The organism is Streptomyces sp. NPDC048196 (assembly GCF_040652715.1).
GTDB lineage: Bacteria > Actinomycetota > Actinomycetes > Streptomycetales > Streptomycetaceae > Streptomyces > Streptomyces siderophoricus.
This window is the reverse complement of sequence record NZ_JBEZMM010000002.1, coordinates 92,659-107,149: the sequence shown is the minus strand read 5'-3', so window position 1 is coordinate 107,149 and position 14,491 is coordinate 92,659. Positions and strand designations below refer to the sequence as shown.

At 71.2% G+C, this 14,491-nt stretch carries 12 protein-coding genes; 5 read left to right on the top strand and 7 right to left on the bottom strand.

Going from position 1 to position 14,491, the window contains the following annotated elements; all coding sequences use genetic code 11:
• Nucleotides 1–4: 4 nt before the first annotated feature.
• Together AB0E02_RS04125 and AB0E02_RS04120 are read right to left on the bottom strand one after the other, a co-directional pair.
• A complete protein-coding gene (locus AB0E02_RS04125; RefSeq protein ID WP_362135761.1) occupies nt 5–625 on the bottom strand; it encodes a sigma-70 family RNA polymerase sigma factor in 621 nt (206 codons plus the stop codon).
• A gap of 290 nt (nt 626–915) precedes the next feature.
• Nucleotides 916–1,557: a hypothetical protein gene (locus tag AB0E02_RS04120; protein ID WP_362135759.1), complete on the bottom strand. Its 642-nt coding sequence runs from the start codon at nt 1,555–1,557 to the stop codon at nt 916–918.
• A 382-nt stretch (nt 1,558–1,939) separates the two neighbouring features.
• Here AB0E02_RS04120 and AB0E02_RS04115 point away from each other — a divergent pair, with 382 nt between their 5' ends.
• The gene (locus tag AB0E02_RS04115; protein WP_362135757.1) at nt 1,940–3,079 is read left to right on the top strand and encodes an MFS transporter; all 1,140 of its coding nucleotides are present in this window, start codon (nt 1,940–1,942) and stop codon (nt 3,077–3,079) included.
• Between the two features lie 2 nt (nt 3,080–3,081).
• Nucleotides 3,082–4,206, top strand: a complete 1,125-nt coding sequence (locus AB0E02_RS04110; protein WP_362135755.1) for a sugar ABC transporter permease — start codon at nt 3,082–3,084, stop codon at nt 4,204–4,206.
• Nucleotides 4,207–4,227: 21 nt separating this feature from the next.
• On the opposite strand, the gene AB0E02_RS04105 is transcribed toward AB0E02_RS04110, so the two are convergent.
• Complete coding sequence (locus AB0E02_RS04105; RefSeq protein ID WP_362136101.1) at nt 4,228–5,424, bottom strand: acyl-CoA dehydrogenase family protein; 1,197 nt, start codon at nt 5,422–5,424, stop codon at nt 4,228–4,230.
• A gap of 152 nt (nt 5,425–5,576) precedes the next feature.
• Here AB0E02_RS04105 and AB0E02_RS04100 point away from each other — a divergent pair, with 152 nt between their 5' ends.
• Entirely contained in the window at nt 5,577–7,355 is a 1,779-nt protein-coding gene (locus AB0E02_RS04100) for a CoA transferase (RefSeq protein WP_362135753.1), read from the top strand.
• Nucleotides 7,352–9,007 carry a class I adenylate-forming enzyme family protein gene (locus tag AB0E02_RS04095; RefSeq protein ID WP_362135751.1) on the top strand — a complete coding sequence of 552 codons (1,656 nt, stop codon included), beginning with the start codon at nt 7,352–7,354 and terminating at the stop codon, nt 9,005–9,007. The genes AB0E02_RS04100 and AB0E02_RS04095 overlap by 4 nt, the downstream gene beginning before the upstream one ends.
• Nucleotides 9,008–9,063: 56 nt before the next feature.
• On the opposite strand, the gene AB0E02_RS04090 is transcribed toward AB0E02_RS04095, so the two are convergent.
• The 4 genes from AB0E02_RS04090 to AB0E02_RS04075 form a co-directional block, all read right to left on the bottom strand.
• Nucleotides 9,064–9,864: an ABC transporter substrate-binding protein gene (locus AB0E02_RS04090; protein ID WP_362135749.1), complete on the bottom strand. Its 801-nt coding sequence runs from the start codon at nt 9,862–9,864 to the stop codon at nt 9,064–9,066.
• Nucleotides 9,822–10,685: a metal ABC transporter permease gene (locus tag AB0E02_RS04085; RefSeq protein WP_362135747.1), complete on the bottom strand. Its 864-nt coding sequence runs from the start codon at nt 10,683–10,685 to the stop codon at nt 9,822–9,824. Before AB0E02_RS04085 ends, AB0E02_RS04090 begins: the two co-directional genes overlap by 43 nt.
• The gene (locus AB0E02_RS04080; RefSeq protein ID WP_362136099.1) at nt 10,682–11,302 is read right to left on the bottom strand and encodes an ABC transporter ATP-binding protein; all 621 of its coding nucleotides are present in this window, start codon (nt 11,300–11,302) and stop codon (nt 10,682–10,684) included. Before AB0E02_RS04080 ends, AB0E02_RS04085 begins: the two co-directional genes overlap by 4 nt.
• Nucleotides 11,303–11,898: 596 nt before the next feature.
• Nucleotides 11,899–12,771 carry an aldo/keto reductase gene (locus AB0E02_RS04075; protein WP_362135745.1) on the bottom strand — a complete coding sequence of 291 codons (873 nt, stop codon included), beginning with the start codon at nt 12,769–12,771 and terminating at the stop codon, nt 11,899–11,901.
• A 721-nt stretch (nt 12,772–13,492) separates the two neighbouring features.
• On the opposite strand from AB0E02_RS04075, the gene AB0E02_RS04070 reads away from it, so the two are divergent.
• Entirely contained in the window at nt 13,493–14,374 is an 882-nt protein-coding gene (locus tag AB0E02_RS04070; RefSeq protein ID WP_362135743.1) for an LLM class F420-dependent oxidoreductase, read from the top strand.
• Nucleotides 14,375–14,491 lie beyond the last annotated feature (117 nt).

The following is a 14,491-nucleotide window of genomic DNA, read 5'->3' as shown; positions in this document are numbered from 1 at the left end:
CCGGTTACGCCGCGACCACCTGTGCATGCCCCACACCGCCCTCCGCCGCGCTCAGCCAACAGGTGAGGTCGGCGCGGGCGCGAGCCACCCGGGAGCGGACCGTGCCGACGGGGCAGCCCACCACGGCCGCGGCGTCCGCGTACGGGAGTCCGAGCAGCTGGGTGAGGACGAATGCCTCGCGGCGGGTGGCGTCGAGAGCGTCGAGCAGTTCGCGCAGCGCGACACCTTCGGTGAAGCCCGGAAGTCCGCTCGGCTGTGCCCTCTCCGCCACCTCCTGCCAGTCGTCGACGGCGGCGATACGGGGACGGGTGGCGGCCGAGCGATAGCGGTCGATGACCACTCGGCGGGCGATCGACAGAAGCCAGGTGCGTGCGCACGAGCGCCCGGCGAATCGCGGCAGGCTGGTCAGTGCCCGGAGAAAGGTCTCCTGGGTGAGGTCGTCGGCGCCGTGCAGATCGTCGCTCCGGTGGGCCACGAACCTCCATACGTCTTTATGGGTGGCGCGTATGAAGCGTTCGACCGCGTCGGATTCTCCGCTGCGGGCGGCGAGCGCCCATTCCGTCACCTGAGCGTCGTCTGTCGTGGAGCGCGACGCGCGGGTCGTCTCTTCGAGGGCAGGGGTCATCGCTGGGTGTCCTTAAGAGCCTGCGGGGGTCGGGCCAGGCCATGGCACGGCAGACCCCCGGCGGTGAGCGGCGTCCCGGACCTACCCAGCCGAAGCGCGGCGGGCGGGCCGGAATGCCGGGGAGGCAAGGAGGAGGCGGCGGTGGACGGATCACGTGCTACGGCGTGCTTTACGGCAGCCTGGGCGTGGACGCGCCGGCGCTCCGCTCGTCACCGGCTCCGCGGCCCCGGAATCGCGGTCCGAGACGGCAGCGTGAACCGACGGGAGCGTGGGGCAGGGCAGTGACGAGCTCAGCAGCAGAGCGAGTGCTGTGGTGGGCCTCTGCGGGAGACGACGTCGTGCCACAGCACCGCATTCAGTTTCACCAGGGGGGTGGCGCTCAACGGGCGCTCAAGCAGCGGGAGTTCTGACCCGCCATGCATCGTCCGCACCAGTAGCAGTGGCGTGAACAGCAGGCCGGCCAGGCTGCGGGCGAGCCTGAAAACGGCCGCCTCACCGCGCCACAACCACAGACCGCACAACAGGGCAGCCAGCAGGTGGGCGAGGAACATGCCAGGGCCCCCGGGGCCGGCATGGCCCATGGGATGGGTGGGTGCCATGGCGCCCATGTCCATACCTGGCACGCCGGCCATCGACGTCGTAGGGGTCACACGGAGGGTGGCTGAGGATGCCGATGCCTGCGACAGACCGAATATGGCGTGCAATCCGAGTTGCGCGGCGACGGTGGAACCCGCGACGACCAGCACTCCACGTTGCCGTCCGGTCAGGCAGTACGCAGCGGAGCCCGTTGCGAGGAAGGCGGCGATGAGTGCCGACCAGGGCAGGGTGCCGGACATCAGCGCGTGCCCCAGGGCCGTCGTCGTCACACAGACGGCCGCAAAGGTCGCGGCTCGGGCGGTGCGAGCGGGCGGCCCGGTGGTCACGCCGGACATCGTGCCCCCCTCCACGCGGGTCGGCAGGGCGGTACGGCTGCCGACGGCTCGCTCACATATGCGCCGCATCACATGATGCAGCCGAAACTTACGCCTGCCCAGAGCCGACCAATGGGTAGGTTTTCCGTCTTCGGTGGTGTCGAGAAGGTACAAGCACGGTGAGGCCGTGAGGGCGGTTTTCCTCGTCCTCGCCAACTTTCCGGCCTTCCGGGAACCGGGTGCCAGGATGGACCGACTGACTGTTCCGGGCCCAGTGCCGGGCCGGGGATCATCGGAGGTCAGTGGTGGGAACGCAGTGGTGAAGCAGACGACCCGTCGCGCCGGAGCTCACGTCGCCACACCGGACCGCAGCAACGGCCGGCCCGCTCGCTCGGGTCCGTCCGTGACCGTGCTGCTGACCTGCGCGATGGCCTTCTCGATGATGCAGCTGTTCCTCCTGGGAGCGCTCGGCCCGCGCCTGGTGGGCGAGTTGGGGATCTCCCGGACGGTGCTGGGGCTCACCACGACTGCGGGCTTCGGTATCGCGGCGATGCTGTCGCCGGTGGCGGGGCGCCTGGTGGACCGGGTGGGGCCGCGACGTTGTCTGGTGGCGTTGTTGTTGCTGGCCGCGGTCGCGCTGACGTTGATCGGGGCTGCTCCGGGAACCGCGGGGTTGCTGATCGCGGTGGCCATCGGCGGGCTGCCGCAGGCGCTCGCCAATCCGGCCACGAACAAGATCATTCTTGCCGTGTTCCCGCCCGAACGGCGTGGGTCGGTCACCGGGTTCAAGCAGTCCGGGGTACAGGTGGGGGCCTTTGTGGCAGGGCTGCCGCTCTCGCTGTTGGCGGCGGGCGTGGGCTGGCGCGGGGCGGTTTGGGCGGCGGCGGGCACGGCAGCGGTGGCGGCGGTATGGGCGGCGCGTGCACTCCCGGCGGACCCGGCAGCTGCGGCGGCCACCGGTCCGCGCCCCGTGCCGGCGGCACGCGGGGTGGTGTGGCGGCTGGCCGCGTTCTCGCTGTTGCTGGGCTGCGGCATCGCTTCGGTCAACACCTACCTGGCGCTGTTCGGTACGCAGCGGCTGGGGCTGGCGCCGACCACCGCCGCGGCGTTGCTGGCCACGTTGGGAGTGGCGGGCATCGGTGGGCGGGTGGCGTGGTCCCGTGCGGCGGGACGTAAGGGACGGGCCGAGGTCCTTCCCGCGCTGCTGGCCGCCGGGGCGGTGGGCGCGGCACTGCTGCTCGCCGCCTCGCTGCCGGTGCACACGGTGGTGTGGCCGGCCGCGGTGGCCGTGGGCGTGTTCGCGGTATCCGCCAACGCGGTGTCGATGGTGCTGGTGATCCAGCGGGCGGCCCCGGGCACGGCGGGCGCCGACACCGCACTGGTGTCGGCCGGCTTCTTCGCCGGATTCGCGCTCGGCCCACCGCTGTTCGGTGTGCTCGTGTCGGCCACCGGTTACGGGCCGGGCTGGCTGCTGGTGGCAGGGGAGTTCGCCGGTGCGGCGATGGTTGCCCTGCCGCGCCTGCTGCGCCGGGGACAGGGGTGACGGTGGACGGGGCAATGAACGCCGCGGCCCATATAGGGAGTTGGCCCGCATCAGCGTTGGCCGTGGTCCTGGAGCGGGTCCGCACGACGGCGGTCGAGGTGGGGCCGCGCTTCCCGCTCTACGCGGATCCCGACACCGGCCGGTGGACCACGACGTCACGCGGATCCTGGACGGGCGGTTTCTGGGCGGGGCTGCGGTGGCTGCGCGCCTTGGCCTACGGCTCCGCGCACGACCGGGCGGAGGCCGCCGCGTGTACCGGGCGCCTGGCCCCCTGGATCGGCCAGGACACCGCGGCCCGGGGGCTGGTGCTGTGGTACGGGACGGCACTGGCGGCCGGGCCCGGGGACGACCGGGCAGCGGCCGCACTGCGTGACCGTGCGGCGCGGGCCTGCCTGGCCGCGTACGAACCGGAGCTGCGGGTGGTTCCCTGGGGCGACGCCTTCGGCGGGCCCCGGCTGCTGGCGAGGGCGGACGGTGTGCCGGGGCTGGTGCCGCTGCTGCCGTACGCGTCCGGTGGCGGCGCGGCTGCGGCGCGCGGGCACCTGGCACGCCACCTCGAACTGTGTCTTTCCGAGGAACTGCCGCGTCCCGCCTGGGAGGCCCTGCGCGGTGGGCGGTGGGCGGGCTGTGCGGAACCCGCGCCGGGGTGGAGTCGTACGGTGGCGTGGCTGTTGCTGGGGGTGGCGGACGGGCTTCACTTCCTCCCCGATGACGAGGGTGCGAGCGGTTCACGGGGTGACCTTACGGCGATCGGTCTCTGGGAGGCGGCACGGCGGCTCATGGCCCTGCGGCTCGACGATGCGGCCCCGCTCGTACCGCACGACGGGGACCACTCCGGCCCCGTGGACACCTCGGCGGCCGCGATCGAGGCGGTGGCCGCGCTGAAGCTGGCGTTCCTCGCCCGCGCCGAGGGATGGCACAGCGAAGCCGATCGGCTGGCGGGCCGGGCCGAGGCGGTGCTCCGTCGACTGTGTGAGCACCACCTGTCGTCCTCGGGCGGGTTGCTCGACGGCTGCTATGACGCGGCACGCGGCATCGCCCCACGCCATGAGCTCGTCTGGGGTGACTTCTTCCTGGCGCTGGGGCTCGCGGTGCTCAGCGGGCTGGTCGGGCCGTTCGCCACCTGACCAGGGCGGGTCCCACGGACGTCAGTCCCGCAGGACCCGGCGCGCGACCGACGCGATGTGCAACTCGTCCGGACCGTCCAGGAGCCGAGCCGTGCGGCCGGCCCGGAAGAGGGCGGGCAGGGGCGTGTCGGGCCCGAGTCCGGCCGCACCGTGGACCTGGATCGCCGCGTCGGCGACCTGCTGGAGCATCCGGGCCGCGGCGACCTTGGCCAGTCCCGTCTCCACCCGGGCGTCCTCGCCCGCTTCCAGACGGGCCACCGCCTCGTGGACCAACGGCCGGGTGCTGCGGATGGCGAGCAGCGCGTCGAAGACCAGTTGCTGGACGAGTTGGCGGTCCGCCAGGGGGCCGGATGACTGGGCGCGGGAGCGGGCCCGGGTGCACATCAGGTCGAAGGCGCGGGTCGCCTGGCCGAGCCAGCGCAGACAGCGCAGGATGCGGCCGAGCCCGATCCGTTCGCCGGCGATCCGCAGCGCGTGCCCCCGCGGCCCCACCAGGTGGTCGGGGCCCACGGCCACGCCGTCCAGTTCGATCTCCCACTGGCCGCCCGCACCGAGAACGGGCAGTTCGCGTACCACGCGGAATCCGGGCGCTGTGGTGGGGACGAGCAGGAGCGACAGCCCGTCGGCCCTTGGCGCCTCACCGTCCGTACGAGCCACGACGGTCACCAGATCAGCGTCGCCCGCGCCGGTGATGTACCACTTTCTGCCGCGGATCTGCCACGTCCCGCCGTCCGCGTCTTCGTCGGCGCGGGTCGCGATCAGCTTGGGGTCGGTGCCGGGGGTGTCCGGCTCGGTCATCGCGTAGCAGGCGCGTAGTTCTCCGGCCGCGATCCGTGCCAGATACCGCTCCTGGGCCGGTGCGGTGGCGTGCCGGCTGAGCATCAGCACGTCCAGGAGCGATGCCGAGCCGAGCGCGAGCGGGCCGTGGTCGCTGGCGCCCTCCGCCTCCGCCAGGTGTGCGTAGTGCGAGAGGGGCAGTCCCTGCCCGCCGAGCTCGACGGGCAGGGGCAGCGCCCACAACCCGGCTTGCTTCGCTTGCCGTTGGAGCTCGCGCATCCGTTCTGTCGCCTCGGCCCCGCCCGCGTCGAGCACGGGCTCGAAGGGCATCACCCGCGTCCGTACGAAGGTGTCGACCCGAGCGCGCAATGCGGTCACTTCGGGCGGACAGCCGGGCAGTCCACGCACCGTGGAGCGGCCTTCCGGCACGGAATCGATCATGTTCACGGGCTTCCTCCTCAGTCACCGGGAACCCGATGGAGTCACGGTCCGACTTACTCGCCGTGGAAGTTGGTCGGCGCCGAACGCCTCCCAGTTCCCGCACTTCCGTACAACCCCGACGGCAGCCACGGCCGCCACAGGAGAGGAGAGCCATGGGACCCCTCACCGCACTCCATGCCACCCAGCCCTTGGAGGAGGCGACGGTGCACGTCTCAGGTCCTCGCCCGCTCACGGGACCCGCGGCCGGCCACCTCCGCGCGCTTGGTGCGACGGCGGAACAGACGGCGGAACAGGCGGAAGGGCAGGCCGGTCCCGGCCGGTTGTCCCTCACCGTCCCCGGGCTGGGTGCCGTCAGTGCCGAAACCGCATGGGCGGACGTACTGACTGATGCGAACGGCGCCGACGACGAGGCGACCGTCCAGGCGTCGACGGGCGTGATGGCCGTACACGGCAGACGCGAGGGCGCGCCGCGCGGTCTCGCCGTCGACTACGCCGCTACCTGCGCCTCCGTCCTCACCGTGCAGGGCATGCTCGCGGCGCTGATCGGCCGGGCGCGTGGCGGCGGCGCCGAGCGGGTGGCCACCGGAGCCGACCGGGCCGCGCTGCTCACCGTCTCCCAGTACCTGGCCGCCGCCTGTGCACCCGAGGCCGAGGCCGTACCCGTGTCGCCCGGAGGCCCGCCGTTCACGGCGTCCGACGGCACCCGGTTCGAGCTGGAGGCGCTGGAGCCTGATGTGTGGGCCGGGTTCTGGCGCGAACTGGGTGCTCCTTCGGAGGCAATACGTTCCGGGTGGCGCCCCTTCCAGTTCCGCTACGCCACCGCCTGCGCACCGCTGCCCGAGGCCCTGCACACCGCCACGCGGGGCGTCCGGTGGGAACGGATCCGGCAGGCCGCCGCCGCCGCGGGGGCGGCGGTGTGCCCGCTGCACGCCATGGCCGCCCCGGCCGGCTCCGCGGCGCCGTGGACCCTGGAGACAGGCAAGCCCTGGACCACACGGCCACACCTCACGCCCGCTCCGGACGACCCGGCCCGCCCCCTCGCCGGCATCACCGTCCTGGAGGCGGGCCGCCGCATCCAGGCCCCGCTCGCCGCCCATCTGCTCGGCCTCCTCGGGGCCGAGGTCGTACGGATCGAGCCACCGGGCGGCGACCCGTTGCGCGGAATGCCGCCGTGCTGCTCGGACGTCTCGGCCCGCTGGCTCGCCCTGAACCGGCACAAGAGTGCCGTCGAGATCGACATCAAGTCACCGTCCGGGCAGGCGGAGTTGCGCGACCTGGCCTCCGGCGTCGACGTCTTCCTGCACAACTGGGCTCCCGGCAAGGCCGAGCTGCTCGGCTTGGACGCCGACGCCTTCCAGGCCGCGAACCCCGGGCTGGTCCACGCCTATACCAGCGGCTGGGCGGGCCGGCTGCCCGACGCTCCCATAGGCACCGACTTCATGGTGCAGGCCCGCATGGGCATCGGCGAGGCGGTACGCCCCCTCGACGAGCCACCCGCCCCCTCCCTCATGACCCTCATCGACGTGCTCGGCGGCCTGCTCGGCGCCGAGGCGATCCTGGCCGGCCTGCTCCTGCGCGAACGCTCCGGCCACGGCGTACGGGTGGAGTCCTCGCTGCTCGGCGCCGCCGAAACGCTCACCACGGCCGCCGGACACCGGCGACGCCCGGCGGGATTCCGGCGTCCCCTGCCCACTGCCGACGGATGGCTCGCCCCGACGGACGCATCGGCAGCCGCCGCACGCAGTCAACGGACCTCGCTCGCGAGGCTGACGAATCAGCAAGCGCTGGCAGCCCTCCGGACACAAGGGCTGGGGGCCACAGCAGTCACCACCGACCTGGCCTCCCTGCCCGCCGACCCCCGGCTGGACGGGGCGCTCGGCCGCGACTCCCACGGCTGCGTCACCGTCCCCTCTCCCTGGAGGTTTTCGTGACGATCCCCCGGTATCACGACCTGGTCCCGGCCACGCTGCGGCGTACCTGGGCCGCCGAAGGCCACTACCCCGACCTCGACCTGTACGCGCTCTTCCGGGCGCACCGCTGCGCCGATCCCGACCGGCCCGCGGTGATCGACGCCGAAGGAGCCCTTTCTTACGGCCAGTTGGACCACCGGGCCCGATGTCTGGCCGCCGGTCTCGCCGAGGCCGGCACAGGTCCCGGGGATGTGGTCGGAGTCCAACTCCCCAACGGCCGCGATGCGGTGGCCACCGATCTGGCCCTGGCGGCGCTCGGGGCGGTGGCGCTCCCGTTCCCCGTTGGGCGCGGCGGGCGGGAAGCGCTGTCGCTGCTCGGGCGTTCCCGGGCGCGGGCGGTGATCGCGGTCACCGAGTACCGGGGTGTGCCGCACGCGCGCGAACTGGCCGGGCTCGCGGACGACCTCCCTGACTTGCGGCATGTGATCGCGGCTGGTCCGGGCCCTGTTCCCGCCGGCTGCTTGCCGCTGGCCGGACTGCTCGGCGCCGACACGTCCTCGTCGTTCACCCCGACCCGCCCCGACCCCGATACCGCCGCCCGCATCCTGGTCTCCTCGGGGTCCGAGGCCGAACCGAAAATGGTGGCCTACTCCCACAACGCCCTCGCGGGCGGGCGCGGCAACTCCCTGGCCCCTCTCCTGCCGAACGGTACGCCGCCCCGCTGCCTCTTCCTGGTCCCGCTCGCCTCGGCCTTCGGCAGCAGCGGCACCGCGGTCACCCTCGCCCGGCACGGCGGCACCCTGGTCCTGCTCGACCACTTCACGCCCGACGCCGCACTGACGGCGATCCGCCGCCACCGGCCGACCCACGTACTGGGCGTGCCGACGATGGTGCGCATGATGCTGGAACGGCTGGACGAAGGTGACCCGCTGAGCGGTGTGACCGCCCTCGTCCTGGGCGGCTCGGCGCTCGACGACGCCACCCGCGCGGAGGCCACCCGGGCGTTCGGCTGCCCGGTGGTGAACCTCTACGGATCCGCCGACGGGGTCCACTGCCACTGGGGCCTCACCGATGGCAGCCACACGGACCACGGCCCCGGAATCGCAGTCGGCCGTCCGGACCCGGCCGTCTGCGAGATCCGTATCGACCCCTCCCACGGCGGCGACCCGACCGCCGGCACCGGCGAAATCATCGCCCGCGGCCCCATGACCCCCCTCTGCTACGTCGGCGCCCCCGAGCTGAACACCCGCTACCGCACGGCCGAGGGCTGGGTACGCACCGGCGACCTCGGCACCCTCGACGCCGACGGCACACTGCGCGTCATCGGCAGGCTCAAGGACATCGTGATCCGCGGCGGAGCCAACATCAGCCCCGCCGAAGTCGAGGGCGAACTGTCCTCGCATCCGGACATACGGGACGTGATGTGCATCGGCGTCCCCGACCCGCTGATGGGCGAACGGCTCGCGGCCTGCGTCGTGCCCAAGGCCGGACGGACACCCACCCTTGAGAGCCTGTGCGCCCACCTGGACTCCCGCGGTGTGGAGAAGCGCAAGAACCCCGAACGACTGCTGCTGGTGTCGGACGAACTCCCGCTGACCCCGGCCGGCAAGCCCGACCGCGCCGCGCTGCGCCGTCGGCTGGTCGCCGGGCTCGCCGAACCCCAACCCGCCTGACGCAGACAAGGGGTGGGGCCGCCCACAGCAGCCCCACCCCCACTCCCCCGGTCCGCTCAGGAACTGCCGAACGCCTCCTCCATCTGCTCCGCCGCCTTGCGGTAGACCGCGAGCACATCGAGGTCCGCGCCCGGGTAGTTGACGATGTCGAGCTGCCTGGCCCCGGAGCCGGGCAGCACGGTGCCGCTGGACATGTTCTCGTTGTCGAGGACGAACGTCGGCTTCTTGGCCGACAGCTTCGACAGCTGCGCCGGGGTGACCTGGTCCGGGCCGTAGGTCCCCGCCAGCTGGGCTCCGGCCAGCTTGGCCGCCCACGTCGTGAACGCCTGCGCCACGACAATCGGCCGCTTGCCGCCGGGCCAGGCGGACTTCACCTGCTCCGCCAGCTTCTTCCGCTGCCCGGCGAACTTCGCGTTCCACTTGCCGGCCGCCTTCTCGGTGCCGAACAGCTTGCCCAGCTTGCCGACACCGGCCTCCGTCGCCGCGGGGTCGTTGTCGAGAGTCACCTCGACCAGCTTCGCCTTCGAACCGGCCGCTTCCTTGATCCGGCCGGCGAACGGCTCGAAGGACGCGTACAGCACGTAATCCGCGTCCGCGACCTTCGTCAGGTCGGACGGCTTCAGGTCGTAGTCGGGCGCGTGGCGGATCGAGGCCGGCACGATGTACTTCACGTTCTTGGCCCCGGCGGCCTTCGCCAGCGCCGCCTCCCAGGAGGAGGTGGCCACGACGACCGGACCGTCCGCCCGGGACTTGCCACCGGAGTCGCCCGAATCGCCGGAGCCGCCGCAAGCGGTGAGCAGAAGCAGCCCCGCACTCAGTGCGGTGAGGGAGCGGACGGGGAGGCGGGCAGGCGCCATGAGGTGGTTCTCCGTTCGGGTATCAGATGGGCGGCGAGGGCGACCGCGCCCGCCGCGAGGACAAGAATCGGGCCGGGCGGCAGGTCCCAGGCCAGCGAGATCGCAAAGCCGACGACGTTGACCACGGCACCGATACCGACCGCCCATACGGTGATCGACACCAACGAGTGGCCGAGGCGCCGGGCGGCGAGCGCGGGCAGCAAGGTCAGCGCGTCCACCAGCAGCGCACCGGTCAGACGGATGGCACCGGCCACCGCGACCGCGACGATGACCAGCAACAGCGTCGTCAGCCGCTGCACCGCCACGCCCGAGCACCACGCCAACTCCCGGTCGTGCAGCAGCAGTGCCAGATCCCGGCGCCGCCAGACGAACAACGCCGGCACCGCGACAGCCAGCGCCCCGAGCACCACGAGATCGACCGGCCGCACAGCCAGAATCGATCCCCACAACAGGGCGAACGCCCCATTGGCGTTCACCCCGGACAGCGCCAGCATCAGCAGCGCCGCCGCGATCGCCAGGCTCATCAGCAGCCCCATCGCCCCCGACAGCCCATCGGCCGTACGGGCCAGCGGCGCCACCCCCGCCCCGGCGAGCCCGCAGGCGAGCAGCGCACACAACACCGGGTCCAGGCCGACAAGCTGGCCCACCGCGATCCCCAGCAGCGCAACATGCATCATGGCGAAACGGACCGGCATGATGTCCAGCCCGACGATCACCACGCCGACGACCGGCAGCCCGAGCGCGGCAAGCACCAGCCCGGCCCCCGCCCGCTGCACAGGCACCAGTTGCAGCAGCTCCCCGACCTGCCCGAGCGCACTCACCGGACCTCCCGCAACCGGCCCGCCGCCATCTCCAGAACGCGGTCGCACCGTGCGGCCATCGCCCGGTCGTGCGTCACCACCAGCAACGTCACCGGCAGCCCGGTGAGCACCTCCGCGGCCTCCTCCTGGCCGTCGAAATCCAACGCGGCCGTCGGCTCATCGGCGAGCACCACCCCGCTCCCCGCCGCAACACAGCCCACCGCCCGGGCCAGATGCATCCGCTGCAACTGCCCACCCGACAAACTCCCCAACGGCCGCTCCGCCAGGCCACCCACCCCGAGCCGCTCGGCCGCCTCCGCCGCCTGTTCAGGAGCCCCACTGATCGCCAACAACTCCCGTGCCAGCAGCGGGAATCGCCCGGCAGCCGGACGCTGCGGAATCCACGCACACGCCCGCCGCCGCCACGCCCACTCCGCAGCGGTACGACCGCCCCGCCCGCCGACCAGGATCTCCCCGGACGTCTGCCGGTGCAGCCCGAGCACCGCCCGCAGCAAGGTCGTCTTCCCGGACCCGTTGGTCCCCGTCAACGCGATCCGCTCACCGGCCGCCACATCGAGATCGACGCCACCCACTGCCGCAACCCGCCCATGCCGGCACACCACACCACGCAGCCGCATCCCAAGAGCCGTACCGCTGCCCACATCCGAGCGCCCTTTTTGCCTCATGCCGGAATCCACGTCCCAGTAGTCGGGCGCTCCGGCCTCCTGGTTCCCGAGCTTCACCAAAAGGTCACCGCGGGGGGCCCCACTCCGCCATCGGCCGCCTGCCCCCGCCAACTCCAGTGCGTAGCCGGAATGCAGCGCGTCCCCGACGAGGCAAGTACGTGAAGCCGGAGACCGATCACAAGGACGCTGTCCTCGCCTGTTGCTGGCGTGGCTGGGCGCCGAGGTGTCAGTCCCCCGCCGGTGGACGTATGCCGAGGTCAGCCCCCCTTCCGCCTCCTCCGGGCAACGTGGCGAAACTGCGCCAGCACTACCGGGCGAGCTCGCCGCAGATATCCGTTCGTACCCGTGAGGCGGACGACGAGGCCGCGGTGCTCGACCTGTCGCGGTAGGTCGGCTGCACGGGCACTGACTTGTGCGGCTGCGGCGCAGGGGCAAGAAGAACCTGGCGACGATCGAGGTCACCGATTCCTGAGGTCCCCCGCGCCACAAGACGGGGCGGCAACGGCGTGCCAGTCACCCCATCACGATCCGCCGAATTTGCTGATTGGTCACACTACGGCAGTCAGGGCATCGAACTCGTCGTCGGTGAGGGTGATGCGGGCGGCCTCGGTGTTTTCCTCCAGGTGGGCGGTCTGGGAGGTGCCTGGGATGGGGAGGATGACCGGGGAGCGGCGCAGCAGCCAGGCGAGGGCGAGTTGGGAGGGGCTAGCGCCGTACTGCTTGGCGGCGGTGTCGAGCGGACCGCCGGCGCGGGCGAGTTCCCCGGTGGCTATGGGGAACCACGGGATGAAGGCGATGTTCTCGCGCTCGGCGTACTCAAGGACGTCTTCGGCGCTGCGGTTGGCGAGGTTGAACAAGTTCTGCACGGAGGCGATGTCCGTAATCGTGCGGGCCTCCTTGAGCTGTTGGACGGTGACTTCGGAGACGCCGATGTGGTGGATTTTCCCCTCCTGCTGGAGCAGAACGAGCTCGCCCAGTTGGTCAGCGAGCGGCACCTTCTCGTCGATACGGTGCAGCTGGTAGAGGCCGATGCGTTCGACGCCAAGGTGGCGCAGGCTCAGCTCGGCCTGCTGACGCAGGTACTCGGGCCGGCCCAGGGGGCGCCAGTCGTTGGGGCCACAGCGGGTCAGCCCGCCCTTGGTGGCGATGAGTAGGTCGTCGGCATAGGGGTGCAGGGCCTCGCGGATGAGCTGCTCGCTGACGAAGGGGCCGTAGGAGTCGGCCGTATCGATGAAGTTGATGCCCAGCTCGACGGCGCGGCGCAGCACCCGTACCGCTTCGGCTCGGTCCTTCGGCTCGCCCCAGATGCCGGGGCCGGTGAGTTGCATGGCACCGTAACCGAGGCGGTTGACGGTCAGGTCTCCGCCGAGGGCGAAGGTCCCGGAGGCATCTGCCGGGCGGGAGCTGTTCTGATGGCTCATGTAAGTAACCCATCTCTTTCATTGGGAAATTGTGCAGAAACTGCCCGTCGAACCCACGGGATAATCGGACCGGAGAGTCCAAAGTCCAGCCGGGGCGCGACTCCTTGTCGACTTAGGCGTCACTGGTGGAAAGGGTACGGAAGACGGAAGGTGGCAGCGCTACAGAGGGCGAGCGTGCGGATGCTCTACGTCAAAAGCTTTTGTGGCTGGGGAGTTGGGCAGTCCGGGCGTGGCTGGTAGTGCAGTCCGGTGCGCGGTCGAGGTCGAGAACGAAGCCGTCGGGTGCGGTTGCGCTGTTGTCTGCTGGAGCGGGGGCAGGCGCGATCGGCAGCGATTCCCGTGCGGGGCTGCTTGGCCTGCATCAAACATTGGGTACCGCGCCGAACGCTACCCATAGCCGCCCTGATGGCGAACACACCTGCGTCGTAAAGGAGTTGGGTGTTGGCCCGTCCCGTCCAGGCGGCCGTGCGCGCGGGCGCAGGTGGTGTCGTGCTCACGGCCCCGCCGGACCAGAGATGCGGCCTGATCTCCGCCGACCCTTTCCCACCAGGGGCTTCACGCATGTGTGACGCCGGGTCACCATCCCGACCCCCCGAGCCTGCACGCGGTCACGCACCGCAACCATGACGGTGCCGAGAAGGCTGCAATGGATAGCTGATGGAGACGATCTCGCCCCGCCCAACGCGATGACGGGAGAATCATCGTGTGGTAAACAGGCATAATGCCTTTACATCGCCCCTTCCGCTTCGGCGTCAACATGTTCGCTTCCGAATCGCGAAACGAGTGGATCGCGAAGTGCCGCAGAGCCGAGGAACTCGGTTTCGATGTGGTCGGAGTGGCCGATCACCTGGGATTTCCCGCGCCGTTTCCAGCGATAGTACTCGCAGCCGAAGCCACCGAACGGGTACGGCTGTCCACGTTCGTGTTGAACACCCCGTTCTACAACCCCGTCCTTCTCGCGCGTGAGGTGGCAAGCACCGACCAATTCGTCGACGGACGCATGGAACTCGGGCTCGGCGCAGGCTATGTGAAGTCCGAGTTCGACGCCGCGGAGATACCGTTCCCCAGCGGCGGAAAGCGGGTCGAACAGCTGGAACAGACTGTCACCACGTTGCGCCGTCTGTTTGAGGACCCGGAATATCAGCCGCGTCCGGCCCAGCCATCCGGGCCGCCATTGCTGATCGGCGGCTGGGGCGATCGGCTGCTGCGACTGGCCGCCACACACGCCGACATCATCGCCTTCACCGGGGGCTGGGCCAACACCACCGGTGATGAACTCCATCTGGCCGGAGCCGCACAGACGGAAGAACGGGTCGCCTATGTACGCGGCCTGCTCGGCGACCGCGCCGACGCAGTGGAGCTGAATCTCCTGGTGCAACAGGTGATTCCGCCCGCCGATCGCAGCACGATGCCCGACAGGTTCGAGCCGCTGCCGCCCGACGCCGAGCGCAGCCCCGAGGAACTGCCCAGCGTGTTGACCGGAACGCCAACGGAGATGGCGCAACAAATCAAGGAACGCCGCGAACGCTACGGCTTCACCTACTTCACGGTCATGGAATACAACATGGAGAACTTCGCGCCGGTCATCGCCGCACTGCGCTGAACCACGCAATTCGCCACCATGCCACCGAATACGGGGGCTGTGATCGAAAGAGGTGCCCCAATGAACATCGGCGCCAGAACCAGTCGCGTAACGGCCGGGACGAATTCCCCGCTCGCC